Origin of the sequence: Kribbella sp. NPDC003557, from assembly GCF_040610805.1 — a bacterium.
In the GTDB taxonomy this organism is placed as follows: domain Bacteria; phylum Actinomycetota; class Actinomycetes; order Propionibacteriales; family Kribbellaceae; genus Kribbella.
This window is the reverse complement of the sequence record NZ_JBEXMY010000003.1, coordinates 577,336-603,730: the sequence shown is the minus strand read 5'-3', so window position 1 is coordinate 603,730 and position 26,395 is coordinate 577,336. Positions and strand designations below refer to the sequence as shown.

Below are 26,395 nucleotides of genomic sequence, written 5' to 3'. Positions count from 1 at the left end.
TCAGGAACCCCACTTCTCCGTGTGCTCGGCCGCGGTCGGCGGGTCGGCGCCGTGCCGGGTGCAGGTGATCGCCGCCGCCTTCACCGCGTAGTCCACCACGTCCCGCAGTTCCTCGGCGGTCATCCCGGCCAGCCGTCGCTCGCCGAGCAGCCCGCGCGCGAGCAGCCCGGTGATCAGTGCCGCCATCAACGAGTCGCCGGCGCCCACGGTGTCGACCACCTCGATCGGCGGCGCGGGAACCTCGACCCGCAGGCCGCGACCGACGCCGAGCGCGCCGCTCCCGCCGCGGGTGATCACCACGCACTGCGTCCGCTCGGCCGTCAGCAGCTCCGCCGCGATGTCGTCGAGCGAGACACCGGGCCGGAAGAACGCGCAGTCCTCGTCGCTGAGCTTGACCAGGTCCGATTGGGCGGCGAGCTCCCGGACGGCGGCCCAGGCCGGCACCGGGTCGGGGGTGATCGCCGGCCGTGCGTTCGGGTCGAGCGTGACGGTCACGGGCTGGTCCGCGACCGACTTCAGGAACTCCCGGATCGCGGTCGCCCCGGGCTCGAGCATCATCGCGATCGACCCGGTGTGGATCGCCGGGCAGCCCCGGGTCAGCGACAGCGCCGGCGGGTCCCAGGTCATGTCGAACTTGTAGGTCGCTACGCCGTCGGCGTCCAGCGTCGCGGTCGCGGTGCTGGTCCGGAAGCCGGGATCGACCGTGCCCGGGGCGAGCTGGACCCCGTTCCCGAACAGGTGCGCGCCGAGCAGGTCGCCGTACGGATCGGTGCCGAAGCGGGCCACGAGCTCGGTCGGGACGCCCATCCGCGCGAGCCCGACGGCGACGTTCGCGGCGAACCCGCCGGGGATCGCCTTCGGCTTGCCGTTGCCGTTGCGGAACTTCCCGGCGGTCCCGACGATGTCCACGAGAGCCTCGCCGATGACGAGGACGGGTGTGCTCATCGGGCGTGCTCGAAGTCGATGGCGGAGTAGGCGCGCAGCTTCTCCAGCTGGTGGACGCTCTCGATGCTGCGGATCGTGCCGCTGCGCGAGCGCATCACGAGCGAGTGGGTGCGCGCGGTGGACCGGCCGTACCGGACGCCGCGGAGCAGCTCGCCGTCGGTGATCCCGGTCGCGACGAAGAAGCAGTCGTCGCCGCTGACCAGGTCGTCGGTGTCGAGCACCCGGTCCAGGTCGTGCCCGGCGTCGAGCGCCTTCTGCCGCTCGGCGTCGTCGCGCGGCCAGAGCTTGCCCTGGATCTTCCCGCCCAGGCACTTCATCGCGCAGGCCGCGATGATGCCCTCCGGCGTACCGCCGATGCCGAGCAGCATGTCCAGACCGGTGTCCGGCCGCGCCGCCTCGACCGCGCCGGCCACGTCGCCGTCGGAGATGAACTTGATCCGCGCTCCGGTGGCCCGGATCTGGGTCGCGAGCTGCTCGTGTCGCGGCCTGTCCAGCAGGACCACGGTGACGTCGTCGACCGTGCTGCCCTTCGCCTTCGCGACCCGGCGGATGTTCTCCGCGACCGGCAGCCGGATGTCGACCACCTCGGCCGCCTCCGGGCCGACGACGAGCTTCTCCATGTAGAAGACCGCGGACGGGTCGTACATCGAGTTCCGCGGCGAGACGGCCATCACCGCGATGCCGTTGGCCATGCCCTTCGCGACCAGCGTGGTGCCGTCGACCGGGTCCACCGCCACGTCGCACTCGGAGCCTTCGCCGGAGCCGACCTGCTCGCCGTTGTAGAGCATCGGGGCGTTGTCCTTCTCGCCCTCGCCGATCACCACGACGCCGTTCATACCGACAGTGCCGATCAGCGTACGCATCGCGTTCACCGCCGCGCCGTCGGCGCCGTTCTTGTCGCCGCGGCCGACCCAGCGACCGGCCGCCATCGCGGCGGCCTCGGTGACCCGGACCAGTTCCAGGGCGAGGTTCCGGTCGGGCGCGTGCGCCTCGACCTCCAGATGGGCCGGTGGTGTGGTCGGGTCGCTCATGCCAACGGATCGTAGCCAACGGGTCTGACCGGTGTTCGGCCGGATTGCGGTCCGCGAGACACTGTGGGCATGAGTTCGACAGGTCAGGGTGCGTCCGACGAGGCTGAAGCGCTGGAGAGGGCGCGGGAGAAGGCGCGGGAGAAGGCGCAGATCCAGGCCGAGGCGAACGAGTACCGGCAGGCGTACCGGCGGGACAAGCGCAAGTCGCAGACCGTCGGGAACATGGTGTTCGCGCTGGTGATCTGCCTGGCCGTGGTCGCGTTCCTGATCACCGTCACGTGGCGGCCGAAGAAGGAGGCGCAGCCCACCGCGGTCGAGTACTCCGCCCAGCTGGAGGATGCGCGCAAGGCCGCCGCCTGGGTGCGCGGGCCGGATCCGATGCCGTCCGGATGGACCGCGACCAGCGTGGAATTCCGCACCCCGCAACAGGCGCCGATCACCTGGCACCTCGGGACCGTGACGAACGAGAAGAAATACGTCGGGCTCGAGCAGTCCAATGTCACCGGCGGGAAATTCGTCGCCGAGAAGCTCGGCCGGACGTCGGACGACGGGACCGCGACGGTCGCCGGCGTGACCTGGCAACGCAAGGTCCTGCTGGACCGCAAGGGCGAGAACGCCTTGATCCTGGTGGGTTCCGGGGTGACCACCATCGTCGCCGGAAATGCCGGCTATCCGGCCCTGGAAGCGTTCGCTTCGGCACTGCGCTGATTCGCTGCCGCCCGCGGAATGCCCATTTTCCGGGCATTTCCGACCACTTTCCGGACGCACGTTGACACGTGCCGTCGGCAGGCGGTTCGATCGAAGTCCGGTCAGCATGCTCGGGGACAGCAGAAAGGGCCGTTCCATGGTCGCGCCGTCCCGAGCGGGGAGTTGACCCGCCGATGTTCGTCACCGGGCTGTTGCTGGGGGCCGGCAGTGCGCCGCATCTCGGTGCGCCCTGGCAGTTGCTGGCCTATCGCGGCGGCACGTTGTTCGGCGCCGCGCTCGACGGCGCGCGGGGGTGCGGGTTCGACCAGTTGGTCGTGACGCTCGGCAGTGCCTCCGAGCAGATCCACGACCGGGTCGACCTCGACGGAGTGCGGGTGGTCGAGTCCCCGCACTCCGACACCGGCAGTGCGTCGATCGTGCCGGCCCTCGACGCGGTCGACCGGCGGGCCGACGGGATCGTCGTCCTCGCCGGTGACCAGCCCGGCATCACCTCGGCCACCGTCTGGTCGCTGGTCGCCGAGGCGTCCACCCCGATCGGCGTCTGCCGGTACGACGACGGCGAGAGCTACCCGTGCTGGTTCGGCCGCGAACTCTTCGGCGAACTCCGCGGCCTGCGCAGCGACGCCGACCTGTGGGAGCCGATCGAGGCCGGCACCCACCCGGTCACCAGGGTCGATGCCATCGGCAACATCCCGCCCCGCGCCAGCACCTGGGCGTCGTACCGCGAGCTCCTCGACGGCGCCGCCGTACCCGAGGAACTCCCCTTCGACACCCACCCGCTGCCCATCGCACCTTCGACGCGCCGCCGGCGCCGCGCCCCCAGCTGACCCGGCCCGGACCGCCACCACTCATCAACCGCGCCGATGCGGCGGCCCGCCCGCTCAGAACCCGCCGCGAACCGGTCCCGCGAAGGGGTTGGTGAGTGGTGCAGGTCCGCCTACTCGGCGCCGGCGAGGCGGAGGCCGACGATGCCGACGACGATCAGGGCGATGCAGGCCAGGCGGGTCGGGGTGACCGGCTCGTGGAAGACGACGATGCCCAGCGTCACCACGCCGACGGAGCCGATGCCGGTCCAGATCGCGTACGCCGTGCCGACCGGGAGACGGTCGAGCGTCTTGGCCAGCAGGGCGACCGAGATCACGCCGAACACGAGCACGCCGAGCGTCGGCCACAGCCGGCTGAAGCCCTCGCTCGGTTTGAGGCTGAGCGCGAACGCGATCTCGAACGCCGCCGCGGCGAGCAGGATGAGCCATGCCATCAGGCCGCCAGTGCTCCCCTCAGGTGCCGGTGCGTCACCGTCGCGACCCGGGCGCCGAGCGCGGCCGCCGTCCGCAGGTCGGTCGCGGGCGGTGCCTTCTCCGCGGACAGGTCGGCGTCGGACTGCGCCATCGCGCCCAGCCAGCTGCCGAGCCGATTGAGGTCCTCGATGCTCGCGGTGCTCTCCGCCCAGCCCGGGTAGATGTCCAGGCCGACCCAGATCATCCCGTGCTGCGCGGCGAACACAGACAGGTCGACCAGGCTGTTGAGCTTGTCGCCGGACATCGCCTTGGAGTTGGTGAACCCGGCCGCGATCTTGTCCCGCCAGGCGAGGTCGGCCGCCCAGACCCGCACGCTCTCCTCGGCGAACTTCTTGAACACCCAGCTCGGGCTCCCCATGTACGTCGGGGCGCCGAAGACGATCGCGTCCGCGGCGGTCAGCCGCTCCCACACCTGCTCGGTCAGCTCGTCCAGCGGCACGAGGTCGGTCGTGGTGCCCGGAACCGACGCGGCGCCCGCGGCGACCGCCTCGGCCTGCTTCGCGGTGTGCCCGCGCCCCGAGTGGTAGGCGATCGCGATCCGAGCGTGCGTGTTGCTCATGTCTGCTTCCTCCAGAGTCTTTAGCGGACTACAGTCCGTCTTATGAACGACAGTACCGGACCGCAGTCCGCTTCACAACGGAATCTTCCGGTCGTGGGTGAGCCACGGCCGGAACGGGCCGACGCGCGCCGCAACCGGCTGCGCGTGCTGGAGGCCGCCGAGCGGCTGTTCACCGAGCGCGGGGTGAAGAACGTCTCGCTGGACGCGATCGCCGCCGAGGCGGGCGTGGGGAAGGGAACCGTGTTCCGGCGGTTCGGCGATCGCGCGGGTCTGGCGGTCGCGCTGCTCGACGAGCGCGAGCAGGAGCTGCAGGCGAAGATCATCAGCGGCCCGCCGCCGCTGGGGCCGGGGACGTCACCGGTTCTGCGGGTGACGGCCTTCCTCGACGCGTACCTGGAGCTGCTCGACCGGCACGTCGCCCTGTTCATGGACAGCGAGAACGCCTCGGACGGCGCGCGGTACCGGATCGGGTCGTACCACCTGTGGCACCGCCACCTGTCCCACCTGATCGAGTCCGCCCGCCCGGACCTGGACGCGGACTACACGGCGCACGTCGTACTCGCGCCGCTGGCGGCCGATCTGCACCACGCGCTTCGTGAGCAGGGATACGACCTCGACCGGATGAAGGCCGGCCTTCGGGCGGTGGCTACAAACTTGCTCTCAGCCTGATCTCGGGCAGGTCGTTCAGCGAGGAGTGCGTCCGGTCGGCGGTCTCGGTGAAGCCGTAGCGCGAGTAGAAGCGGCGGGCGCGGGTGTTTGCCTCGAGCACCCACAGCTGGACGGTGGTGCAGCCCGCGGCGCGGAGGTCCGCGCAGGCGGCGTCGGTGAGAGCTCTGCCGGCGCCCGTGTCCCAGCGGGAGGGATGGACGAAGAGCGCATACAGCTCGCCCGTGGCCGGTGGGGCGGCCTGATCCCGCTCGGGCCCGACCCCGGCGTACCCGATCACGAGCTCGCCCAGCACCGCCACGTGAATCCGCGATCGCCCGGCAGCAATGCTCTCCGCCCAGGACCCGGCGATCGCCACGGGATCCATCGCATCCAGAAAGTCCTGTGGCACGAGTCCGCCGAACGCGCCCCGCCAACTGGCCACCCGAGCCTCAGCGGCCCCGATCAAGTCGGCCTGCCGAGCCACCCGAGTGGTCAACTCTCCACCGCCCACCGCGTCCACCTGTTCACTCGGCCCCCGGTGGGACCTTCCTGCCCACCCGGTCGGGGGTTTGTGGCGGGTCAGTTCGTTTTCTCTTCGTGGGCGGCCTGGGCCTTGGTGAGGCGTTCGCGGGCGCCGTCGAGCCAGCGCTGGCAGGTGCCGGCCAGTTCCTCGCCGCGTTCCCACAGGGCCAGTGACTCCTCCAGGCTGGTGCCGCCGGCTTCGAGCTTGCGGACCACGTCGACGAGTTCCTCGCGGGCCTGCTCGTAGGTCATCTCGGGTCGGTCGCCGCTCACTTGTCTTCCTCCGTCTTGACTTCGACCGCGAAGCGGCCGTCACTGACCCGCGCCTGCAGCAGGTCACCCGGCGCCACCTGCGCCACTTCCCGTACGGCGGTCCCGTCGGCGAGCTGGAGCACCGAATACCCACGCTCGAGCGTCGCCTTCGGGGACAGCGCCCGCACACTCGCCAGCCGGTGCGCGATGTCGTCGCCGGCCCGGTCCAGCCGATGCGTGAGCGTCCGCCGGTTGCGTTCCACCAGCGCCGCGATCTCGTCGGACCGCCGCTGCAGGTCCGTGACGGGCGCGGCGAGCGCCGGCCGCGAGCGGATCGCCGCCAGCGCGTGCGCCTCGCGGTCCAGCCAGGACCGGATCGCCCGCAGGCCGCGCTCGCGCAGCTGCCGCACGCCGTCGAGTTCTTCCCGCACGTCCGGGACGATGCGCTTGGCCGCGTCGGTCGGCGTCGACGCGCGGAGGTCCGCGACCAGGTCGAGCAGCGGTGAGTCCGGCTCGTGCCCGATCGCGCTCACCACCGGCGTGGCGGTCTTGGAGACCGCGCGGATCAGGCCTTCGTCGGAGAACGGCAGCAGGTCTTCGAGGGAGCCGCCGCCGCGGGCGATCACGATCACCTCGACCGACTCGTCCGCGTCCAGCTTCCGCAGCGCGGTCATCACCTCGCCGGCCGCCGACGGGCCCTGCACCGACGCGTACTCGATCCGGAACGCGACCGCCGGCCAGCGCCGCTTCGCGTTCTCCAGGACGTCGCGCTCGGCCGCCGAGTCCCGCCCGCAGATCAGGCCGATCGTGTGCGGCAGGAACGGCAGCTTCTTCTTCCGGTACGGCTCGAAGAGGCCCTCGGCGCCGAGCAGTTGCTTCAGCCGCTCGATCCGGGCCAGCAGCTCGCCGATGCCGACGTGGCGGATCTCGCTGACCGCGAGGGCGAGCGTGCCGCGCCGGGCGAAGAAGTTCGGCTTGGCGTGCACCAGCACCCGCGAACCGTCCCGGACGTCGACGGTCTCGAAGACCCGCCGGTTGCAGGTGAAACGCAGGGAGATGTCCGCGTCGGTGTCCCGCAGCGTGCCGAACACCGTCGTCGTCCCGCGACCGATCGAGACGTCCGTCAACTGCCCCTCGACCCACACGGCACCGAGCTGGTTGATCCAGCTCGCGATCCCGTTCGCGATCGTACGCACGGCCGCGGGCGCTTCCGGCGAGGTCTCCAATGCCACCCCCAGACCCTACGACCCCGCACCGACATTCCCTAACGTTGAGTAATGCGCCCACTCCTCCTACTGGATTTCGACGGCCCCCACCAGCTGATCCGGCAGGTCGACGCGCGGGTCGGGCTGGCGGCGGCCGATTTCGGGGTGCTGCGGGCGTGGGCGGCTGGAAAATCCTTTGCGAGTAAAGGATTTCCGGGGCATTCTTGACGCACTGGTAACACCTCCCACGGAGGAGCCGTCCGGACAGGGCGGACGGCTCCCCGGCGCAGGTCCGGCGTGCATCCGGACCCGTTCACGGCGGCCCGTACCATGGGGACCGTGACTTCCCAGCCTGACGACACCGGTACGACGACCGCGACCAAGACCAAGCGGGTGCTGCTTGCGGCGCCCCGCGGGTACTGCGCGGGCGTCGACCGGGCCGTGGTGGCCGTGGAGAAGGCCCTCGACCTGTACGGGCCGCCCGTGTACGTGCGTAAGGAGATCGTGCACAACAAGTACGTCGTGCAGACGCTGCAGAAGCGCGGCGCGATCTTCGTCGACGAGACCGCCGAGGTGCCCGAGGGCGAGACGGTGATCTTCTCCGCCCACGGCGTCGCCCCGGTCGTGCACGAGGAGGCGGCCGCGCGGCAACTGAAGACGATCGACGCGACCTGCCCGCTGGTCACCAAGGTGCACCACGAGGCGAAGCGGTTCGCCGCGACCGACTACGACATCCTGCTGATCGGCCACGAGGGCCACGAGGAGGTCATCGGCACCTCCGGCGAGGCGCCCGACCACGTGCACCTGGTCGACGGCCCGGACGACGTGCCGAACGTCACCGTCCGTGACCCCGAGAAGGTCGTCTGGCTGTCCCAGACCACGCTGTCCGTGGACGAGACGATGGAGACGGTGCGCCGCCTGCGCGAGCGGTTCCCGCACCTGCAGGACCCGCCGAGCGACGACATCTGCTACGCCACCCAGAACCGCCAGGCCGCGGTCAAGAAGCTGGCCCCGGAGGCCGACCTGATGCTCGTGGTCGGCTCCCGGAACTCGTCGAACTCGGTGCGCCTGGTCGAGGTCGCGGTCGAGCACGGCGCGAAGGCCGGCTACCTGGTCGACTTCGCCGACGAGATCGACGAGGCCTGGCTGGACGGCGTCGACTCCGTCGGGGTGAGCAGCGGGGCGAGCGTGCCGGAGGTGCTGGTCCGCGACGTCCTGCGCTGGCTGGCCGAGCGCGGGTACGCCGACGTCCAGGAGGTCACGACCGCGGAGGAGAGCCTGACGTTCGCCCTCCCGCGCGACCTCCGCACCGACCTGAAGGCAGCCGGCCTCCCCACCACCGGCACCTCCGACCACGCCTGGACCATCTGACCTACTTGATGGTGACCTTGGTGGATTTCGTCACCGGCACCCAGCCGTTGGTGCCGCAGTACCGGACCGTGTACTTGAACGTGTAGGTGCCTGCCTTCGTGTACGTGTGGGTGCTGGGCGGCGTCGACCCGTCCTGCAGTGTGTAGGTCTGCCGTCCGGTCGTAGGCTTCGTGCCGCTCAGGCAGTCCACCGCGCCGGCGTCGGAGCCGCTCTGGCCGCCGTCGCCGAAGAAGTACTGCGTCCCACCGAGAAGGTCGAGGAAGGTGGTCTGCGAGGTCGAGAGCGGTCGGTGGTTGATGAGATCCGTCGGCACCAACTCGGTTCCGGACACGGTCACCTTCATGGTCAGGGTCCGCCCCTGAACCGTCGGCTTCAGCGTGACGTGCACTCCGAGCGTCGGGGCGTCCGGTGTGTTCGAGGTGTGGCCGGCGGCAGGTGGCGTGGTGGTCGTCGTTCGCGCGGCCCCGGTCACACCCGGCGTCGCCGGTTTCGTCGCGCTGGTGCCCGGCGCGGCGGGCAGGGTGCTGGTCTGCGTGTTCGACGGGGTGCTCGTCGGTGTGCTGGTCGGTGGACCGGTGACGACCGTCACCGGTGCGCTCGGGGTGTTGGTCACCGGCGGGCTGCTGTTGATGTCGGTGAGGTTGCCCGCGGCAACGGCGACGGCGACGACCGCGGCCGCGGCCAGGGTCACGACACCGGCGGTACGACGGCGGCGCGCCGTCCGGACCCGGGCGAACACGGACTCGCTGGGCACCGCGCTGGGCGGTGGCGGGTCGGCGACGAGGCGTTCGAACTGGTGCTTGAGATCATCGGTCATGCGTCAGCCCTCCTTCTGGGCCGGAGCGGAAACGGCGGCCACCAGGTGGTGTTCGCGGAGTTTGGCCAGTCCGCGCGAGACGTTGGACTTCACGGTGCCGACCGAGCAGCCCATGATCTGCGCGATCTCGGCCTCCGGCAGGTCCTCGAAGTACCGCAGGACCAGCGTGGCGCGGGTCCGGCGGGGGAGTCCGGCGAGTGCCCGCAGCAACAGGTCCCGGTCGTCGACCGAGCCGTACTGCTCGCGGGCCTGCGGTTCCGGCAACTGCTCGGTCGGTGTCTCGCCGCGCCACTTCCGGCGCCACCACTGCGTGCTGGTGTTCACCATCACGGTCCGGGTGTAGCTCTCCAGAGCGCTGCCGCTGCGCAACGAGTTCCGGTGGAACCACACCTTGGTCAGCGCGGTCTGCACCAGATCCTCGGCCAGGTGCCATTCACCGGTCAGCAGGTATCCGAACCTCTGCAGCGCGGTGAACCGCCCGTCCACGAACTCGGCGAATTCGTGGTCGCGTCCTGGATCCATTCCAACCCCCATCTCACTCAACTCGGTCAGCCTTGAGATGGCACGACCCGAAGGAAAGGTTGAGTGGTGAGCTGGATGATCTCAGGCGGTTTCGTCGTAGCGCTGCTGGGCCTTGGTGATGGCCGGCATGTGGGTCTCGGCCCAGTCCGTGACCGCGGCGATCGGCGCGGTCAGGGATGCGCCCATCGAGGTCAGCGTGTAGACCACCCGCGGCGGGATCTCCGGGTAGACCTCGCGGGTGATCAGGCCGTCGCGCTCCATCCGGCGCAGGGTCTGGGTGAGGACCTTCGGCGCGACCCGGCCGATGCCGTCGCGGAGCTCGGTGAAGCGCAGTGGCCCGGCGCGCAGGCTCAGCACGACCAGCACCGTCCACTTGTCGCCGATCCGGTCCAGGATCGCGCGGGTCGGGCAGTTCGGGTCGAACGCGTCGCCTTTGATTACCACAAGGTACTTATAGCACGTTGAAGTAGCCAGTTACCAATAGATACCGTCGATCCCAGATCAACGGACAAGGAGCAGAGATGAAGATCGCGGTGTTCGGCGCGAGTGGAATGGTCGGTAGCCGGGTGGCGGCCGAGGCGGTGAGCCGGGGCCACGAGGTGGCCGGCGTCACGCGGTCGGGCGGCGAACTGCCGGACGGCGTCCGGGCGGTCCAGGGGAGCGCGAACGACGTGGCCGCGGCCAAGGAACTGGCGGCGGACTCGGACGTGCTGGTCGCGGCGATCGGGCCGAGCCGGACCGGTGGCGACCACCAGGACTACCTGGACGCGGTCGACAACCTGATCGCCGCGGTGCGGGGGACGGCGACCCGGCTGCTCGTGGTCGGCGGCGCCGGCAGCCTGGTTGTCGGCGGCAACCGGGTGGTGGACGGGCCGGACTTCCCGGCCGAGTACAAGGGCGAGTCGCTGACCGTCTCGCAGGCGCTCGAGAACCTGCGCGCGAGCGATGTGAACTGGACCATGCTCTCGCCGGCGTTCGTGATCGCTCCGGGCGAGCGCACCGGCGTCTTCCGGCTCGGCCAGGACGAGCCGGTCGGCGACCACATCTCCGCCGAGGACTACGCGGTCGCCCTGGTCGACGAGGCCGAGAGCCCGGCCCACAACCAGCACCGCTTCACGCTGGGCTACTGAGAGACTTGCCCAGGTACCCGCGGGCGAGCATCGTCACCCATTGGTAGACGGCGTCCTCCGCGGGCGCCAGCGGTCCGGGCCGGAAGTGCGGGGACTCCGCGCCGCGCTGGACCGACTCGCAGGCGGCCCAGTCCTCGCGGTTCGTGATGTCCCAGAACTCCACGGCGTACGACGGATCGGTGACCTCGGGCCGGAAGTACCACGAGCACTCGATGGCGGTCAGGCCCGGCGTTCGCGGCTCGAGCCGATGGGTCATCACGTAGTCGGGATGCAGCGAGATCAGCAGGTTCGGGAACAGCCCGAGGTAGTTGACCTGGCGCGGGTTCACGCCGTCGAGCGGCACGCCGAGCGACCGGCCGTCGAGCGACATCGTCTCGGCGTCCGGCCGCAGGTCCATCAGTCCGCCGACCCAGGCGCCGGGCAGGTTCCAGTTGTCGCCCGAGGTCGGCGGCGACACCTTGCACAGCTCGGGATGGATCAGCGGGCAGTGGTAGCACTCGTGGTAGTTCTCCACGATCGTCTTCCAGTTCGCCGCCACGTCGTAGGCGTGCCGCGCCTTCAGTACCAGGGATTCCGGCGCGTACGGCGCGACGAGGTCGCTGATCCCGCCGAGATGGTCCGCGAGCGACGCCGCCGTGCCGGTCGCGTTCACGAACAGCCACCCCTGCCACACCTCGGCCGGCAGCTCGACCAGGCCGTACGGTTCGGTAGGGAAGGCGTCGCCCATCCGCGGTGCGGCCTTCACGGATCCGTCGAGCTCGTACGACCACCCGTGGTACGGGCACACCAGTGCGGGCCGGCTGCCGGACTCCGCGCGCTGCAGCAGTTCGTGCCCGCGATGCCTGCACACGTTGGCGAAGGCCCGCGGCACGTCCCCGAACGTGACGACCGTCGCGATGTCGCCGACAGTCACCTCGCGGTACGTCGCGCCGTCCGACAGTTCGTCGACGCGGCCGAGGCAGGTCCAGGTGCCGGCGAAGAAGTGCCGGCGCTCCCAGGCGAGCACCTCCGGATCGACGTACGCCGCCCGCGGCAGCATGACGGATTCGCCATGCGGCCGCAGCGAGGCTTCCAGGGCGCGCGCGTCGAGCGGAGGATTCGCCATTCCCCCACTATCGAGCGTGCTCGACGTACTTGCCCAGTACGTAGTCCCAGCCGGTGTCGTAGCTGAGGCGGGCCCGGCCGCCGTCCCCGCGGCGCTCCCAACCGGAGTGGACGAGCTGGACCTGCGTGCCGTCCGCGGTCGCCTCGAAGGTCACGGTGACCTGTCCGGCTTCTGACGGATCCTGCCCCGGGTGCCAGCTGAAGCTCAGCGACGCCGGCGGATCCCAGTCCGACAGCGTGCCCCAGGTCGCGATCTCGCCGTCGGCGCCGTACTCGACGATGCGCCCGCCGACGGCGCCCTCCAGCCGGACCTCGTTCGCCGCGGCCGCGCCGACCGAGTGGCTGAACAGCGGCCACCACGCCGACGTCTCCGCGGTGAACGCCTCGAACGCCCGGTCCACGCCGACCGGCACGACGACGGTCTTCACCAGTGGTGAGATGTCTTGTTCCACAGTCATTTCCGTTCCTCCTCGGTCTGCTTGACCGTCCGCTGCACGTGGTCGGCGTACGCCTGCAGCGCGTCGCCCCAGAACTGGTCGAGCCAGCTGCGCAGCTCGTCCAGACCCGCCTGGTGGACCCGGTAGATGTTCCGGGTCCCGCGCGACTCGTGCTGCACCAGACCGACCGCGCCGAGCACCTTCAGGTGCTGCGAGATCGCGGGCCGGCTGACGGGCACGCGCTCGGCCAGTACGCCGACCGAGCACGGCCCGCCGGTGCGCAGCGTCTCGAGGATCACCCGGCGCGTCGGGTCGCCGAGCGCGTCCAGCACCGGTCCGGCGGCTTCGAGCGATCCGTAAGTTCCCACGAACGGTAAGTTGCCACTAACCGAGGCGGACGTCAAGCCCCTCAGTCGAACGGATCGAGGATCAGGCCGGCCTGCTGTGGGTTCCCGTCGTGGACGAGCGCCTCGTGGTTGCCGACGTCGTCGAAGGCGAACCCGTACGCGTGCCCGTCGGCCATCTGGGAGTGGATGATCTTCGAGTACTGGTTGGTGACCGCGTCCTGGTAGAAGTTCGCGTTGCTCGGGTCCGGCTGGTTCGGGTTCGTCAGCAGCGTGGAGCGGTTGTAGCCAGCGCACAGGGTGCGGGAGATCGGGCCGCGGACCTGGTCGTTCGGTGCGTCGAGCAACTTGAAGCAGCCGAACACACTGGCCGAGTCGGGCTTCTGGAACGACGTGACGACGGCGCCGGAGCTGTTCGTGAAGTTCATGACGCCACCGGACACGCGGCCGAAGTACTTCGTGGTGGGCTGGTCGCCGAACGGCGTGACCGTCAGCGTCTCCGAGCTGTACTTCGACCAGACGCGGTTGATGTAGTCGTCCATCGTGTTCGCCGGCAGTGCCCCGGTCTCGACGCCGTACAGCGGGGAGAGGGCGCGGAGGACCGAGCCGTCGGGTGCCGTCTGGAGCAGGCCGCCCCAACCGCCCGCGGTGTTGCGGAGAGCGTTGTAGACGGCGTTGTAGCCGCCGGGCTTGAGGTGGCCGGTGGTCTTCGTGGTCCCGTCGGCGCCCTTCACGCTGACGGCGTACGGGGCGGAGACCATGTCCACCTGGGTGCTGTTGATCCACAGGCCGCCGTCGTTGAGCGTGTACTCCGACCAGTGGAACAGGATGTTCCGGTTCGGGTCGCTCGGGTTCTGGACGGCGGGCTGGACGAGGCCGCCGGTGGTGAGCTTGAAGACGAGTTTCTGGCCGTACGAGAAGTAGACGCGGCCGGAGAACTTCGGCATCTGGATCGTCGTCGACCGGCCGTTGGCCGGGCCCTGGATCGAGGCGTCCGGCGCCGGGGTCGGCGGGTTGCCGCCGGCCGGCCAGGCGTGGAAGGCGCCGGACGCGTCGGCCCAGCCCTGCTGGCCGGTGGCCAGGTTCGTGCCCAGGTTGTAGATGTAGACCGGGTCGCCGCGGCCCGAGTTGTTCGTGATCGTCAGCGGGATCGTCGCCGGCACCGCCGCGTCGGCCGACCGGTCCGGCACCGCCGACACCACGCCGGCCACGGCCACCGCGGCCGCGACGACACCCAACACTCTGGTCCTGAAGCGCATGTCCTTCTCCTCACGTCGCCTGAGAGAGCGCTCTCATCGTTCCGCGAGGAGGCCACTGACTGTCAACAGCTCGCTACTGTCGGCTTTCCGACAGGGTGGGCGCGGATCGCCGGGCCATCACAATCGCCGGGTGGGCGGGGGTGCCGCGCTCAGATGCGCCGAGTGGGAGCGATTGTGATGGCCTGCAGATCCGCTCAAGACTGCGGGATTCCCTCGCCGGTGAGGCCGTCGATGGATTCGCGGATCAGGTCGGCGTGGCCGGTGTGGCGGGCGTACTCCTCGATCAGGTCGACGAGGATGTAGCGCAGGCTCGGCGAGGCGCCGCCGCGGCCCGTCCAGTTGGCCAGCTGGTCCACGCCGCCGACCGCGAGAACCTCGGTGACGGCGGCGCGGGAGCGGGCAACGGCCGCCTCCCACAGCCCCATCAGTTGCTCGGGGGAGTCGTCGGCCGCGCTGCTCCACTCCCAGTCCGGCGTCGCGTCCCAGTCGACCGTGTCCCACGGGCCGCCGAGTTCCTTGCCGAGGAGCCGGCCGGTGAAGTACTCGTCCTCGACGAGCGCCAGGTGCTTGAGGAGCCCGCCGAGTGTCACGGTCGACGGCGGGTGCTGCTTGTTGAGGCCGGCCGCGTCCAGCCCGCCGCACTTCCACGCGAACGTCCGGCGATTGCGCTCGAGCGCCCCGAGCAACGTGTCCGTCTCACTCCCGGCGACCGGCGGCTCGGTCAGCGGCTCGGTCGGCGGTTCCGTCAGCGGCTCGCTCGCCGGCTCGGTGAGAGGTTCGGTGCCGGTGCCGGTGCCGGTGCCGATGCCGGTGCCGATGCCTGTGCCGGTGCCGATGCCTGTGCCGGTGCGGGCCTCGGGCTGGGATGCGTCGTCCATGGCGTGCACGGTAATCCACGTTCCGGACGATCGCCGTCCGGAATCGGTCAGCCGGCCTGGGTCGGTGGCCACCGCCGGGTCGTCGGCGACTCGTCGAGCGCCACGAACTCCGGCGCGGTCAGCGGCCGCACGGACGCCTCGATCGACTCCATCGCGGTCAGCTCGGCCTCGGTGACATGCAGGTCGCGGAGCTTGCGCGCGGTGATGAACACCCGCCGCTCGAACGAGCCGACCGTCCCGTTGTAGGCCTCGACCGCGGACGTGAGCGAGCGGCCGACCCGCCCGAGGTGATCGCCCATCGTGCCGAGCCGCTCGTACAGCTCCCGGCCGAGCTCGAAGACCTGCTGGGCGGACTCGGTCAGCGCCGACTGGTTCCACGCGTACGCCGCCGCGCGCAGGGTCGCGATCAGCGTCGTCGGCGTCGCGAGGATGACCCGGCGCTCAGCGGCATACTCGAGCAGGGCCGGCTCGATGTCGAGCGCCGCGGACAGGAACGACTCACCCGGCACGAACAGGATGACGAACTCCGGCGACGGCGACAGGCGCGTCCAGTACGCCTTCGAGGACAACTGGTCCACGTGCGTCCGCAGATGCCGCGCGTGCGCCCGCAGCCGGTCCTCGCGGAACGCCGCGTCGTCGGACTCGCTCGCGTCCAGGAACGCGGCCAGCGGCACCTTCGAGTCGACGACCAGATTCTTGCCCTCGGCAAGCCTGACGACGAGATCCGGCCGCAGCACGCCGTCCTCGCCGAACGTCGTCGTCTGCTCGGTGAAGTCGCAGTGGGCGACCATCCCGGCGAGCTCGACGGTCCGGCGCAGATGCAGCTCGCCCCACCGGCCGCGGACCTGCGGCTTGCGCAACGCGGTGGACAGCGACGCCGTCTCGCGGCGCAGCGCCTCGCCGCTCATCCGCACCTCGTTGACCTGCTGGTGCAGCTGGCTCTGCCACGCGGCGCGGCCCTGCTCGAGCTGATTCAGCTGCGCGTGCAGGCGGTCGAGCGCTTCCTTGACCACGGCCTGCCCGCCCATCTGCTGCCCGACGCTGGTCCGCTCCTGGGTCAGCTCGACGACCCGGTCCTCGGCGGCGTCGCGCTCGGCGGTGATCCGCGCCAGCGCCGCGCCGTCCCGGCCGCGCACCCACAACACGCCGAACACGGCACCCAGCAGCAGCCCCACCACGAGGAAGAGCAGGATCAGCAACACCGTCGCACCCGTCATGTCACAGATAGTGCCGAACCCCGCCGACAGTTTCCGGCAGATCGCGCCGGGAGTCCGGGAAAGTGCCGGAAGAGGTCCGGTTCGGTTCCGGATCAGCGCGCGGCCGCCTCGATCACGAACGTCGTACTCGCGGTGGCGACGGTGCCGACGAGATCCAGGCCGGCTGCCGCGAGCAGCGCGCGGTACTCGTCCGTCGTCCGCTCCCGGCCGCCCGTCATGATCAGCATGTTCAGGTCGGAGAACGCCGTGCGCACCGGATCCGGCGAGAGGTCGAGCAACTGCTCGACGAGCAGCACCCGGCCGTCGGCGGGCAACGCGGCACGGCAGTTGCGCAGGATCGCGATCGACTCGGCATCCGCCCAGTCGTGGATGACCGACTTCAGCACCAGCGCGTCCCCGGCCGGAACGCTGTCGAAGAAGTCGCCTCCGACCACCTGGAACCGGTCGGCCGAAGCGCCCGCCACCACGTCGGGCTGGTCGAACAGCACACCCTTGACCGCCGGGTAGCGCTCGAGGATGCCGAGCAGCAACCGCCCGTGCCCGCCGCCGACGTCCACCACGGTGCCGTAGCGACCGAAGTCGTACGCCGCGACCACGGCGTCGGTGACCGCGTCCGCCATCGACGTCATGGCCGCGTCGAACGCGTCCTGCTCCTCGGGATGCCTGGCGCGGTACTCCCACACCGGCTCGCCGTGCACGATCGAGAATGCTGTCTCACCGGAGCGGACGCTCTGCTCCAGCGCCGCTTGCGTCTGCCAGTACGACCCCGTCCCGATGAACCGGGCCCAGCCGGCGGCGGAGCGAGGCGCGTCGACCCGCAGGGCCGCGCCGAGCTCGGTGTTCGCGTACGTGCCGTCGTCGACCGTGTAGAGGCCGAGCGCCGTCAGCGCCCGCATGAGCCGGGTCAGCGCCGGTACGTCGGCCCCGGTCGACTGCGCGAGCTCGGGCAACGTCTGCGGGCTGGTCGCGAGCACATCGCTGATCCCCAGCCGGGCGGCGACCGAGATCGCCTGCGACACCTGGTACCCGCCGATCAGGCGGAGCAACTCCCGGGAAGCGTCCATGGCCCATCGTGCACCCGGGAGGACCTGGCGGTCAGCAGTTCATCGCGGGGAACGAGTAGCCCTGCGCCTTGAGCAGCGGGAGGACCTTGTCCAAGGCGGCCACGGTCTGGGCGCGGTTGCCGCCCCCGTCGTGCATCAGGATGATGTTGTGGTTGTGCGCGTGGGTGAGGATGTTGTGCACGATCGCGGTCGTCCCCGGCCGGGCCCAGTCGCGCGGGTCGACGTCCCACAGCACCTGGACCATGCCGGCCGCTTTGATGTCGGCGCGGACCTTCGGGTTCGAGGCGCCGTACGGCGGCCGGAAGCAGGTCGACGTCGGCCCGTCGAAGATCTCGTGGTGCCGCTTCGCGGGCGGGACCGCGGTCAGCTGCGCGTGCGTGACCGAGTGGCTGCCGATCGTGTTGCCGGCGGCAAGCACCTGCTCGCGCAGCCCGGGGTGCGCGGTCTGCATCGAGCCGAGCTCGAAGAAGGTCGCGTGCGCGCCGTGCTTGGCCAGGACCTGCAGCACCTTCGGCGTCCAGACCGGGTCCGGCCCGTCGTCGAAGCTGAGGAACAGGACCTTCTTGTTGCCGGTGGCAAGCGCTGCGGTCGGGTCCGGCGCCGGCTTGCGCGGTTTCGACGGCGGTGCGTTCAGCGTCGGTGTCTCCGTCGGCGTCGGGACGGGCGTCGTCGTGGTCTGCGTGGTCGCGGCGGCGGGCCGTGGCTGCTGTTCGTGCCCGAGCGCCAGGACCAGCAACGAGCCGGCGACGACGACCAGCGCCACCCCGGTCGCGACGAATGCTGCGAACTTTCGGGACATGACTTTCCCCTTGCAGATCAGGCGGATCTTCCCCAGCTGCGCCCCCTCAGGCGCCCTCACACTGGAGAAGACGCCCTACTGCTCGGGCTGGTTGGCGCTGCTGTGTTGCGGTGAGATCTCGACTGTTGCGACGCCGCCACGGTGGTACAGCCGGCCCTCCAGGGACTTCACGCTGGCGACCAGCAAGAAGCTCATGCTGACCAGCAACGACCACGCACCGAACTTCGCCGGATGCACGAGCCGCCACACACTCACCTGGTCGGGGTAGTTCCACGCGTCGAGGAACGTGCCGAAGTTCTCCGCGATCCACAGGAAGAACCCGATCAGCGCGAACGACAACGCCAGCGGCATCCGGTACCGCCGGACGCCGACGGTGAAGAAGACCCAGGTACGCCGCAGGACGACGAGCAGCGCGATCGTGATCGGGATCCGCAGGTCGGGGATCCAGTGATGGGTGAAGAAGTTCGCGTAGATCAGCACCGCGCCGATCGTGGTGAGCACCGGCCGGTAGTTGCTCACCCGCAGGTCGAAGCGCCGCCACGCCTGGCAGATGTAGCTGCCGACCGCGGCGTACATGAACCCGGCGAACAGCGGCACCCCCGCGAACTTGGTCACCGCGTCACCCGGGTACTGCCAGGAGCCGACCCGGACCTTGAACAACTCCAGCCCGAGCCCGACCAGGTGGAACCCGAAGATCACCGCCACCTCGCGCCACGTCTCCAGCCGGACCAGCCAGAACAGCAGCGTCAGGCCGAGGCAGTAGATCAGCAGGGCGTCGTACCGGGCGATCGGCAGGTCGACGTACTTCGAGATTGCCAGCCCCGCGAACAGGAACGCCGGGAAGAGGCACGACACCACCTCCAGCCACCCGAAACGCAGGAATTGCAGGCATCCGAACACGAAGCGTGAGGGCGATGCGAGGCGGCCGGTCCAAGTGGTCACAGACTGGAGACGTTCCTTGCGAACACCTGGTTGGGCCGAATATGACCGAATATCAACAGCCTTGGGAGGTGGCGGGGATGCTGGTGTTCGAGACGGACCGGGTGCGGGTGCGGGACTGGTCGGAGGCGGACGGCGACCGCGTGTTCGACATCTACCGGCGCTGGGAGGTGTCCCGGTGGCTGGGCGCCGAGCCGCGGGTGATGAGCGACCGCGGGGCGGCGTCGAAGGCGATCCAGCGGTGGAACGAGCGCAGCCGCGAGGCGCCGTACGGCGTCTGGGCGGTGGAGGAGCGGGCCACCGGGACGATCGCGGGGACCGTCCTGCTGGCGCCGCTGCCCGAGCCGTCGGACGGGACCGCGGGCCGCGGCGAGGTCGAGGTCGGCTGGCACTTCCACCCGGACGCGTGGGGCCGCGGCCTGGCGACCGAGGCGGCGCGCGGCGCGATCGAGCACGGGTTCACCGCCGGGATCGGCCAGATCTACGCGGTCGTCCGCCCGGACAACGTCGCGTCGCTGGCGGTCTGCAACCGGCTCGGCATGCGCCCGATCGGCCGCACCCGACGCTGGTACGGCGCCTCGCTGGAGGCGTTCCTGATCTAGCCGGATTGGGGTAGTTGGGGTTCCCCCGCGTAACCTTGACGCCCGTGGCACTCACCATCGGAATCGTCGGGCTCCCGAACGCGGGCAAGTCCACCCTGTTCAACGCGCTGACCAAGAACGACGTGCTCGCCGCGAACTACCCGTTCGCGACCATCGAGCCGAACGTCGGGGTCGTCGGCGTCCCGGACCCGCGGCTGGCCAAGCTCGCCGAGCTGTTCAGTTCGCAGAAGGTGATTCCCGCCACCGTGCAGTTCGTCGACATCGCGGGCATCGTCCGCGGCGCGTCGGAGGGTGAGGGGCTGGGCAACAAGTTCCTCAGCCACATCCGCGAGTCGGACGCGATCTGCCAGGTCACCCGGGTGTTCCGCGACGACGACGTCACGCACGTCGACGGCAAGGTCTCGCCGGCCGACGACATCTCCACCATCCAGACCGAGCTGATCCTGGCCGACCTGCAGACCGTCGAGAAGGCGATCCCGCGGCTGGAGAAGGAAGCCCGGCTGAAGAAGGAGAGCGGCGTCGTCCTGGAGGCGGTCCGGGAGGCGCAGAAGCACCTCGAGGCCGGGACGCCGATCATCGCCACCGACGTGGACCGCGACGCGATCCGCGAGCTGATGCTGATGACCGCCAAGCCGTACCTGTACGTCTTCAACTGCGACGCCGACGAGCTGTCCGACGAGGACCTCAAGCAGAAGATGCGGGACCTGGTCGCGCCGGCCGAGGCGATCTTCCTGGACGCCAAGTTCGAGGCCGAGCTGGTCGAGCTCGGCGACGAGGACGAGGCCCGCGAGATGCTGTCCGAGATGGGCATCGACGAGCCCGGTCTGGACGTCCTCGCCCGGGTCGGCTTCGACACCCTCGGCCTGCAGACGTACCTGACGGCGGGCCCGAAGGAGTCCCGCGCCTGGACGATCAAGCGCGGCGCGACCGCCCCCGAGGCCGCCGGCGTCATCCACACCGACTTCCAGCGCGGCTTCATCAAGGCCGAGATCGTCTCGTACGACGACCTCATGGACGCCGGCTCCATGACCGCCGCCCGCTCCGCCGGCAAGGTCCGCATGGAAGGCAAGGACTACATCATGCAGGACGGCGACGTCGTGGAGTTCCGCTTCAACGTCTAGGAGACGAGGCGGTTCTGCTCGGGCTGGTTGATCTCGGACCAGAGGGTGTCGAGGGACAGGCCGAGGACGTCGGCGATCGCGGCGATGGTGGGGAAGGCGGGGGTGGCGACCCGGCCGGACTCGATCTTGCGGAGGGTTTCGGGGGAGACGCCGGCGTCGAGGGCGGTCTGGAGCATCGAGCGGTCGCCGCGGGCGCGACGCAGGAGGGTGCCGAGGCGCTCTCCGCGCTCGACCTCCGCGGGGGTGAGCGGCAGCCTGACCATGGTCCGATGATAGTACCGGGATAGTTTGGCCGGTATAGTTATTGCATGATCGAGATCTTGGACAGCCGGCAGCTGGCGCAGGCGAAGGAGACCGGCGCGCTGGTGGGCGGCATCCTGCAGACGTTGAAGAGCCGGACCACCGTCGGGACGAACCTGCTGGACATCGACCAGTGGACGAAGGGCCTGATCGCGGACGCCGGGGCGCAGTCCTGCTACGTCGACTACGAGGCGTCGTTCGGGCGCGGGCCGTTCGGCCACTACATCTGTTCGGCGGTCAACGACGCCGTGCTGCACGGCAAGCCCTCCGACTATCAGCTCGTCGATGGTGACCTGCTGACGCTCGACCTCGCGGTGCTGCTGGGCGGTGTCGCGGCGGACGCGGCGATCAGCTTCGTGGTCGGTGACACCAAGGCGCCGGAGGATCTGGCGATGATCGACGCGACCGAGCGCGCGCTGGCCGCGGGCATTGCCGCTGCCAGGCCTGATGCCCGGATCGGCGACATCTCGCGAGCGATCGGGGATGTGCTGAGCAAGGCCGGGTATCCGATCAACACCGAGTTCGGCGGTCACGGCATCGGTTCGACGATGCACCAGGACCCGCACGTCTCGAACACGGGCCGCCCCGGCCGCGGCTACAAGCTCCGCCCCGGCCTGCTGCTCGCCCTGGAGCCGTGGGTCATGCAGGACACCGCCGAGCTGGTCACCGACGAGGACGGCTGGACCCTCCGCAGCGTCACCGGCTGCCGCACCGCCCACACCGAACACACCATCGCCATCACCCCTGACGGCCCCGAGATCCTCACTCGCGCGAAGTAGGTCGATGGGTCGCCGTGATCGCCCGGGCGGCTTCACCCACCAGTGTGACGAGTTCCGGGGGTGCGATGACCTGGGCGGCGCCGGCCTGGGCGAGGACGGCGGCGCAGGCTTCGTGGGGGGATTCGAGGTCGGTGTGGACGAGCCAGCAGCCGTCGTCGGTGGGGAGCATCGGCTGGAGGGGGCGGAAGCGGCGGATGGCGTGGTCGCGGACCTTCAGGACGATCGGGTACGACGGGCGTGAGGCCCGGAAGTCGCGCTGGGACTGGAGCCAGTAGGCGGCGAGATCGAAGTCGACAGGTCTGGTGAAGGCGTCCTCGGTCAGCTCGGCCGAGGTGAGGCGGGACAGGCGGTAGGTGCGCAGGCGCCCGTCGGTGCGGGCGGCGACCAGATACCAGGTGCGCGCCTTGGCCACGAGCCCGAGCGGGGCAACCGGAAACGGGCCGCGGCGCCCGCCGACCTCGGCGCGCCCAACGGACGGGTCGGGCAGCACGCCGGCTTCGGGGCGCCCGCCGGACGGGTCGGGCCGTCCCGCGCTCGGGGCGGTGTGCGGGTCGAGGTCGCCGTACGTGATGGCTAGGTGGCGTTCTTCCCAGACGGCCTGGCGGCAGAGGTCCAGCCAGCGGGGGGTTTCGCGGCGGTCGTCCCAGCCGGCGTGGTCGATGAGGAGGCGCTGCCGGGCGTACTCGGCCTCGCGGCGGGTGCCTTCGGGCAGTGACGCGATCAGTTTCGTGACGGCGAGTTCACTGGAGGCGTCGAGGCCGAGGTCGGCGAGGACGTGCGCGGTCGCGCCGACGAACACCGACATCACCTCCGACGGCGTCAGCCCGGTCAGTCGGCTGCGGTAGTCCGGCAGCATCGTCCACCCGCCGCCGCGGCCGCGGATCGAGTACACCGGGACACCGGCGAGGCTGAGCGCGTCCAGGTCGCGCTGGATCGTCCGCGGCGAGACCTCGAGCGCGGCGGCCAGTTGCGCGACCGTCGACCGGCCGCGCGTCTGCAGGTGCAGCAGCAGTCGGAGGAGCCGCTCGGCGCGCATCCTCCGACTATCTCAGGAAAACAAGCCATCAACTGGCGTCTTTCCTCCCTACGGTCGGGCCCATGACTGCAGTCGAGGTGGAGAACCTCTCGATGTCCTACAAAGCGCCAGTGCGCAAGGGCGGCCTCCGCGCGGCCCTCGGATCGCTGGTGCGCCGCGAGTACAAGACCGTCCAGGCCCTCGACCAGGTGTCGTTCACGATCGCCCCGGGGGAGGTCGCCGGGTTCATCGGGCCGAACGGGGCCGGCAAGACCACGACGATGAAGATCCTGTCCGGGATCCTCTACCCGACCGGCGGCGAGGTCCGGGTCCTCGAGCAGGTCCCATGGCAGCGCCGCGCCACCTTCCTGAAGCGGATCGCGTTCGTGCGCGGCAGCCAGCCGGTCGGCGGCTCGCAGGAGCTGACCGTGATGGACTCCCTCGAGTACCAGCGCCTGCTGTACGACGTGCCGCGCGCGACGTTCCGCCGTACCCTCGCCGAACTCGAGGCGCTGCTCGACCTGGATCCGCTGCTGGAGCGGCAGCTCCGCGCGCTCAGCCTCGGCGAGCGGATGCGGGTCGGGCTCGCGATGGCGCTGATCTACCGCCCCGAGGTGCTGTTCCTCGACGAGCCGACGATCGGCCTGGACGTCAGCGCCGCGAGCCAGATCCGCGACTTCGTGCGCGAGTACGTCGAGCAGACCGGCGCGACCGTCCTGCTGACCAGCCACTACATGGCCGACGTCGCGTCGCTGTGCCCGCGGCTGATCCTGATCGACCACGGCCAGGTCCAGTACGACGGTCCGCTGGCGGAGCTGTCCGCGCGGCTGTCGCCGTACAAGCTGATCCGGATCTCCGCGGCGGAGGATCCCTCGGCGTTCGGGGAGGTGGTCGAGAAGGCCGACGGGCGATGGGTGCTGCGGGTGCCGCGGGACGAGGTGGCGGGGACGACGGCGCGCCTGCTGCAGGCGTTGGAGGTCGTGGATCTCGCGGTGGAGGAGCCGCCGCTGGAGAAGGTCATCGACCAGGCGTACCGGGAGGGGCTGCGATGAGAACCCTGTCGAGAACGGGCGTACTGCTGGGTTTCCGGCTCCGTCAGGAGGTGCTGGAGTGGTCCGGCGCGTGGTGGTTCCTGCTGACGCTCGTCGTGCAGGCGGTGGTCGCGCCGCTGATCGGGTTGTTCGTGTGGTCCGCGGTGTATCCGGACGATCCGGCGATCGGGCGGTACTACCTCGCGGTGATCCTGGTGACGCTGATGACCGAGTCGTTCGAGCAGCACACGTTTTCCGAACGGATCTACAACGGCACCCTGAGCCACGAGTTGCTCCGGCCGCAGCCGGTGGTGGTCGGCGTGATCGGGATGAACCTCGCGATCCGCGCCTGGCTCACGGTGCTCGGCGCGCCGATCGTGCTGCTCACCGGGATCGCTGTACGGGTTGGCTTCGACTGGTCGGCGGTGCTGCGGAGCACGCCGTACCTCGTGCTCGCCGCAGCACTCGTTTTCCTGTGGACGTTCCTGCTGTCGTTGACCGCGTTCTGGACGGATCGGGTGCATGCCGTGGTCGGGTTCGGCAGCCAGTTGGTGTTCCTGTTCGGCGGTACGGCGGCGCCGATCGCGCTGCTGCCGGACGGGTGGCGCCGGGTCGCCGAGGTGCTGCCGTTCTACGGGATGATCGGTCTGCCGGCCGAGATCGCGGCCGGCGCCCGGAGTGGCGGATCGTTGACCTACCAACTGGTATGGGTGGTTCTCCTGATCGGCACGGTGGCGGTGCTGTGGCGGGCCGGCGTCCGCCGGTACACGGCGGTGGGCTCGTGAAACCCCTTCGCCTGCTGGCGGCAGGCTTCTCGATGTCGCTGCGCCGGAGCGTGGCGTTCCGCGTCAACCTCGTCTTCGACGTGCTGCTCGCGTTCACCGGCCTGGGTACGGCGATCGCGGCCGTGCTGATCGTGTTCACGCGCGCCGACACGTTGGCGGGCTGGTCGAAAGCGGAGTTCCTGGTGCTGATCGGGACCTACCAGCTGATCACCGGGCTGCGGACGACCTTCATCGACCCCAACCTCGCGTGGTTCCCGGAGTCCGGGATCCGCAACGGGAAGCTGGACGGCTACCTGTTGCAGCCGGCGTCGAGTCTGTTCCTCTCCAGCTTGTCGCAGTCGTCGCCGCTGCAACTGATCCAGGTCGTGCTCGGCGTCGGTGTGCTTGGCTGGGGAATCGGAGTCGCCGATCGGCCGCCCAGCGCGGGCGGCGTCGTCGGGTGGCTGGTGCTGGTCGTGGCCGGGCTGATGGTGACGTGGGCGTTGAGCGTGTTGCTGGCGTGCTTGGCGTTCTGGGCACCAAAGCTGCAGCTGGACGTCTTCTACCACTCGGCCTGGCAACTCGGCCGGTACCCGACGGACGTGTTCGCCCGGCCCCTCCGCCTCCTCCTCACCTACGTATTCCCGATGGCCCTGATCGCGAGCGTGCCCTCAACCGCCCTGCTCCACGGTCCTGCACCCACCACGCTGCTGGCCGCAGTCGCAGCAGCAACCGGCGCCGCCACCCTGGCCACGCTCACGTGGCGCGCGGGTCTGCGGCGCTACACCGGCGCGACGTCGTGACTGGTCAGGCAGCTTCGAGTAGGGCGGTCAGGGTGTGGTGGGCGGTGCGGGACATGACGGGGTTGGTTTCGACGTAGTACCAGAGGCAGCCGACTGCCTGGGCGAACGACCAGCCCATGCCGCGGCGCCACTCGGCGTCGTCGCTGCCCAGGGCGGTGCGGAACGCGGCGCGGGCGGTGGGATCGAGCAGGTTCCAGGCGGGCTGCAGATCCATCGCCGGGTCCGAGACGGTGAACATACCGACGTCGATGACCCCGGCGAGCCGGCCGTCCTTGGCGAGCAGGTTGCCGGGCATCAGGTCGCGGTGCGTCCAGGCGTCCGGTTCGGTGCGCGGCGTCGTGCGCAGGTCGGCCCACATCCGCGTCAGGTTGTCGACGTCGATCATTCCGCGACTACGCTCCAGGCACTCCGCGACCCACTCGTCCTGGGAGGTCAGGACCCCGCCGCGCCACGGGCCGGTGAACACTCGTCCTTCGGTCGGCTGTGCCCGCAAGGCGAGCACGAAACGCGCGAGATCCTCGGCGAAGGCGGCCGAGCCGGCGACGTCGGCGTCGTACGCGATCGTCCCGTCGACCCAGGTCTGCACCGCCCACGGCAGCGGATACCCGGCGGCCGGTGCGCCGATCGCGACCGGCTCCGGCGTGGGGTACGGCGACATCGCGTGCAACCGCCGCGCCGCCTCCGCCTCGTCCTCGAGCTCCTGCCGCACCGCCGCTGCGTCGCCGGGCTGGATCGGGAGTCGCGCGGCCAGTTCGTCGCCGATCCGGAAGACCGCGTTGACGGTCCCGTGCGACGGTACGGCGCGGATCGCGAGCCCGCTCCACTGCGGGAACTGCTCCTCGACGAGCCTTGCCACCAGCTCGACCGTCACATCCAGTTGCCCCTCGTGCATCACGCCCAGAAGTATCGCGGGAGCTCCCGGAGCCCCGCA

33 protein-coding genes are annotated in these 26,395 nt (G+C 70.3%); 11 read left to right on the top strand and 22 right to left on the bottom strand.

The features are described 5' to 3' along the window. Together ABZW60_RS14775 and glpX are read right to left on the bottom strand one after the other, a co-directional pair. Entirely contained in the window at nt 1-945 is a 945-nt protein-coding gene (locus ABZW60_RS14775) for a carbohydrate kinase (RefSeq protein WP_355476919.1), read from the bottom strand. Next, a complete protein-coding gene (gene glpX / locus ABZW60_RS14770; RefSeq protein WP_355476917.1) occupies nt 942-1,976 on the bottom strand; it encodes a class II fructose-bisphosphatase in 1,035 nt (344 codons plus the stop codon). Before glpX ends, ABZW60_RS14775 begins: the two co-directional genes overlap by 4 nt. Before the next feature lie 69 nt (nt 1,977-2,045). Here glpX and ABZW60_RS14765 point away from each other — a divergent pair, with 69 nt between their 5' ends. Further along, on the top strand, nt 2,046-2,684 hold the full coding sequence (locus ABZW60_RS14765) for a DUF4245 domain-containing protein (RefSeq protein ID WP_355476915.1): 639 nt from the start codon (nt 2,046-2,048) through the stop codon (nt 2,682-2,684). 173 nt (nt 2,685-2,857) lie between these two features. Beyond that, nucleotides 2,858-3,511: an NTP transferase domain-containing protein gene (locus ABZW60_RS14760; protein WP_355476913.1), complete on the top strand. Its 654-nt coding sequence runs from the start codon at nt 2,858-2,860 to the stop codon at nt 3,509-3,511. Between the two features lie 110 nt (nt 3,512-3,621). Here the strand turns inward: ABZW60_RS14760 and ABZW60_RS14755 are convergent, their stop codons facing one another. Both ABZW60_RS14755 and ABZW60_RS14750 read right to left on the bottom strand, forming a co-directional pair. Next, a complete protein-coding gene (locus ABZW60_RS14755; protein WP_355476911.1) occupies nt 3,622-3,942 on the bottom strand; it encodes a multidrug efflux SMR transporter in 321 nt (106 codons plus the stop codon). Next, nucleotides 3,942-4,541: a flavodoxin family protein gene (locus ABZW60_RS14750; RefSeq protein WP_355476909.1), complete on the bottom strand. Its 600-nt coding sequence runs from the start codon at nt 4,539-4,541 to the stop codon at nt 3,942-3,944. Before ABZW60_RS14750 ends, ABZW60_RS14755 begins: the two co-directional genes overlap by 1 nt. A gap of 93 nt (nt 4,542-4,634) precedes the next feature. Here ABZW60_RS14750 and ABZW60_RS14745 point away from each other — a divergent pair, with 93 nt between their 5' ends. Continuing rightward, nucleotides 4,635-5,210 (top strand): helix-turn-helix domain-containing protein, encoded by a 576-nt coding sequence (locus ABZW60_RS14745; RefSeq protein WP_355476907.1) that lies wholly within the window; start codon nt 4,635-4,637, stop codon nt 5,208-5,210. Here the strand turns inward: ABZW60_RS14745 and ABZW60_RS14740 are convergent. The 3 genes from ABZW60_RS14740 to xseA form a co-directional block, all read right to left on the bottom strand. Further along, complete coding sequence (locus ABZW60_RS14740; RefSeq protein ID WP_355476905.1) at nt 5,188-5,574, bottom strand: GNAT family N-acetyltransferase; 387 nt, start codon at nt 5,572-5,574, stop codon at nt 5,188-5,190. The two genes, ABZW60_RS14745 and ABZW60_RS14740, sit on opposite strands and share 23 nt — an antisense overlap. A 194-nt stretch (nt 5,575-5,768) precedes the next feature. Continuing rightward, the gene (locus ABZW60_RS14735) at nt 5,769-5,963 is read right to left on the bottom strand and encodes an exodeoxyribonuclease VII small subunit (protein WP_131337608.1); all 195 of its coding nucleotides are present in this window, start codon (nt 5,961-5,963) and stop codon (nt 5,769-5,771) included. Between the two features lie 17 nt (nt 5,964-5,980). Continuing rightward, nucleotides 5,981-7,195 (bottom strand): exodeoxyribonuclease VII large subunit, encoded by a 1,215-nt coding sequence (xseA, locus tag ABZW60_RS14730; protein ID WP_355476903.1) that lies wholly within the window; start codon nt 7,193-7,195, stop codon nt 5,981-5,983. 303 nt (nt 7,196-7,498) lie between these two features. On the opposite strand from xseA, the gene ABZW60_RS14725 reads away from it, so the two are divergent. Beyond that, nucleotides 7,499-8,539 (top strand): 4-hydroxy-3-methylbut-2-enyl diphosphate reductase, encoded by a 1,041-nt coding sequence (locus tag ABZW60_RS14725; protein ID WP_355476902.1) that lies wholly within the window; start codon nt 7,499-7,501, stop codon nt 8,537-8,539. Between the two features lies 1 nt (nt 8,540). On the opposite strand, the gene ABZW60_RS14720 is transcribed toward ABZW60_RS14725, so the two are convergent. The 3 genes from ABZW60_RS14720 to ABZW60_RS14710 all read right to left on the bottom strand — a co-directional run bounded on the left by ABZW60_RS14720 (nt 8,541) and on the right by ABZW60_RS14710 (nt 10,322). Continuing rightward, nucleotides 8,541-9,356 (bottom strand): hypothetical protein, encoded by an 816-nt coding sequence (locus ABZW60_RS14720; RefSeq protein WP_355476900.1) that lies wholly within the window; start codon nt 9,354-9,356, stop codon nt 8,541-8,543. A gap of 3 nt (nt 9,357-9,359) precedes the next feature. Next, nucleotides 9,360-9,878: a SigE family RNA polymerase sigma factor gene (locus ABZW60_RS14715; protein WP_355476898.1), complete on the bottom strand. Its 519-nt coding sequence runs from the start codon at nt 9,876-9,878 to the stop codon at nt 9,360-9,362. A gap of 81 nt (nt 9,879-9,959) precedes the next feature. Then, nucleotides 9,960-10,322: a helix-turn-helix domain-containing protein gene (locus tag ABZW60_RS14710; protein ID WP_355476897.1), complete on the bottom strand. Its 363-nt coding sequence runs from the start codon at nt 10,320-10,322 to the stop codon at nt 9,960-9,962. A gap of 77 nt (nt 10,323-10,399) precedes the next feature. Between ABZW60_RS14710 and ABZW60_RS14705 the strand changes: the two genes are divergently transcribed. After that, complete coding sequence (locus ABZW60_RS14705; RefSeq protein ID WP_355476895.1) at nt 10,400-11,008, top strand: NAD(P)H-binding protein; 609 nt, start codon at nt 10,400-10,402, stop codon at nt 11,006-11,008. Here ABZW60_RS14705 and ABZW60_RS14700 read toward each other — a convergent pair. The 9 genes from ABZW60_RS14700 to ABZW60_RS14660 form a co-directional block, all read right to left on the bottom strand. Continuing rightward, nucleotides 10,992-12,113, bottom strand: coding sequence for an aromatic ring-hydroxylating dioxygenase subunit alpha (locus tag ABZW60_RS14700; RefSeq protein ID WP_355476894.1), 1,122 nt, complete (start codon nt 12,111-12,113; stop codon nt 10,992-10,994). The two genes, ABZW60_RS14705 and ABZW60_RS14700, sit on opposite strands and share 17 nt — an antisense overlap. A 7-nt stretch (nt 12,114-12,120) precedes the next feature. Then, the gene (locus ABZW60_RS14695; protein WP_355476892.1) at nt 12,121-12,570 is read right to left on the bottom strand and encodes an SRPBCC domain-containing protein; all 450 of its coding nucleotides are present in this window, start codon (nt 12,568-12,570) and stop codon (nt 12,121-12,123) included. After that, a complete protein-coding gene (locus tag ABZW60_RS14690) occupies nt 12,567-12,917 on the bottom strand; it encodes a metalloregulator ArsR/SmtB family transcription factor (protein WP_355476891.1) in 351 nt (116 codons plus the stop codon). The genes ABZW60_RS14695 and ABZW60_RS14690 overlap by 4 nt, the downstream gene beginning before the upstream one ends. A gap of 41 nt (nt 12,918-12,958) precedes the next feature. Next, nucleotides 12,959-14,152, bottom strand: a complete 1,194-nt coding sequence (locus ABZW60_RS14685) for a glycoside hydrolase family 64 protein (protein ID WP_355476889.1) — start codon at nt 14,150-14,152, stop codon at nt 12,959-12,961. 194 nt (nt 14,153-14,346) lie between these two features. Further along, nucleotides 14,347-15,030, bottom strand: coding sequence for a DUF664 domain-containing protein (locus ABZW60_RS14680; RefSeq protein WP_355476887.1), 684 nt, complete (start codon nt 15,028-15,030; stop codon nt 14,347-14,349). 47 nt (nt 15,031-15,077) lie between these two features. Further along, on the bottom strand, nt 15,078-16,247 hold the full coding sequence (locus ABZW60_RS14675) for a DNA recombination protein RmuC (RefSeq protein ID WP_355476886.1): 1,170 nt from the start codon (nt 16,245-16,247) through the stop codon (nt 15,078-15,080). 92 nt (nt 16,248-16,339) lie between these two features. Beyond that, entirely contained in the window at nt 16,340-17,311 is a 972-nt protein-coding gene (locus tag ABZW60_RS14670; protein ID WP_355476884.1) for a methyltransferase, read from the bottom strand. Nucleotides 17,312-17,342: 31 nt separating this feature from the next. After that, the gene (locus ABZW60_RS14665; RefSeq protein WP_355476882.1) at nt 17,343-18,110 is read right to left on the bottom strand and encodes a polysaccharide deacetylase family protein; all 768 of its coding nucleotides are present in this window, start codon (nt 18,108-18,110) and stop codon (nt 17,343-17,345) included. Nucleotides 18,111-18,185: 75 nt separating this feature from the next. Then, nucleotides 18,186-19,052, bottom strand: a complete 867-nt coding sequence (locus tag ABZW60_RS14660) for a DUF817 domain-containing protein (RefSeq protein WP_355476880.1) — start codon at nt 19,050-19,052, stop codon at nt 18,186-18,188. A 77-nt stretch (nt 19,053-19,129) separates the two neighbouring features. Here ABZW60_RS14660 and ABZW60_RS14655 point away from each other — a divergent pair, with 77 nt between their 5' ends. Together ABZW60_RS14655 and ychF are read left to right on the top strand one after the other, a co-directional pair. Beyond that, a complete protein-coding gene (locus tag ABZW60_RS14655) occupies nt 19,130-19,651 on the top strand; it encodes a GNAT family N-acetyltransferase (protein WP_355476879.1) in 522 nt (173 codons plus the stop codon). A 44-nt stretch (nt 19,652-19,695) separates the two neighbouring features. Then, complete coding sequence (gene ychF / locus ABZW60_RS14650) at nt 19,696-20,772, top strand: redox-regulated ATPase YchF (protein WP_355476877.1); 1,077 nt, start codon at nt 19,696-19,698, stop codon at nt 20,770-20,772. Here the strand turns inward: ychF and ABZW60_RS14645 are convergent. Continuing rightward, a complete protein-coding gene (locus tag ABZW60_RS14645) occupies nt 20,769-21,035 on the bottom strand; it encodes a helix-turn-helix transcriptional regulator (protein WP_355476875.1) in 267 nt (88 codons plus the stop codon). The genes ychF and ABZW60_RS14645 overlap by 4 nt on opposite strands. A gap of 45 nt (nt 21,036-21,080) precedes the next feature. Between ABZW60_RS14645 and map the strand changes: the two genes are divergently transcribed. Then, nucleotides 21,081-21,851, top strand: a complete 771-nt coding sequence (gene map / locus ABZW60_RS14640) for a type I methionyl aminopeptidase (protein ID WP_355476873.1) — start codon at nt 21,081-21,083, stop codon at nt 21,849-21,851. Here the strand turns inward: map and ABZW60_RS14635 are convergent. Further along, a complete protein-coding gene (locus tag ABZW60_RS14635) occupies nt 21,835-22,887 on the bottom strand; it encodes a WYL domain-containing protein (protein ID WP_355476872.1) in 1,053 nt (350 codons plus the stop codon). The genes map and ABZW60_RS14635 overlap by 17 nt on opposite strands. A gap of 62 nt (nt 22,888-22,949) precedes the next feature. Between ABZW60_RS14635 and ABZW60_RS14630 the strand changes: the two genes are divergently transcribed. The 3 genes from ABZW60_RS14630 to ABZW60_RS14620 are packed head-to-tail and all read left to right on the top strand — an operon-like array spanning nt 22,950 to nt 25,464. Continuing rightward, nucleotides 22,950-23,918 carry an ATP-binding cassette domain-containing protein gene (locus ABZW60_RS14630; protein WP_355476870.1) on the top strand — a complete coding sequence of 323 codons (969 nt, stop codon included), beginning with the start codon at nt 22,950-22,952 and terminating at the stop codon, nt 23,916-23,918. Continuing rightward, nucleotides 23,915-24,682 carry an ABC-2 family transporter protein gene (locus ABZW60_RS14625; protein ID WP_355476868.1) on the top strand — a complete coding sequence of 256 codons (768 nt, stop codon included), beginning with the start codon at nt 23,915-23,917 and terminating at the stop codon, nt 24,680-24,682. The genes ABZW60_RS14630 and ABZW60_RS14625 overlap by 4 nt, the downstream gene beginning before the upstream one ends. After that, nucleotides 24,679-25,464: an ABC-2 family transporter protein gene (locus tag ABZW60_RS14620; RefSeq protein ID WP_355476867.1), complete on the top strand. Its 786-nt coding sequence runs from the start codon at nt 24,679-24,681 to the stop codon at nt 25,462-25,464. The genes ABZW60_RS14625 and ABZW60_RS14620 overlap by 4 nt, the downstream gene beginning before the upstream one ends. Nucleotides 25,465-25,468: 4 nt before the next feature. On the opposite strand, the gene ABZW60_RS14615 is transcribed toward ABZW60_RS14620, so the two are convergent. Then, nucleotides 25,469-26,356, bottom strand: a complete 888-nt coding sequence (locus ABZW60_RS14615) for an aminoglycoside phosphotransferase family protein (RefSeq protein ID WP_355477604.1) — start codon at nt 26,354-26,356, stop codon at nt 25,469-25,471. Nucleotides 26,357-26,395: the final 39 nt, after the last annotated feature.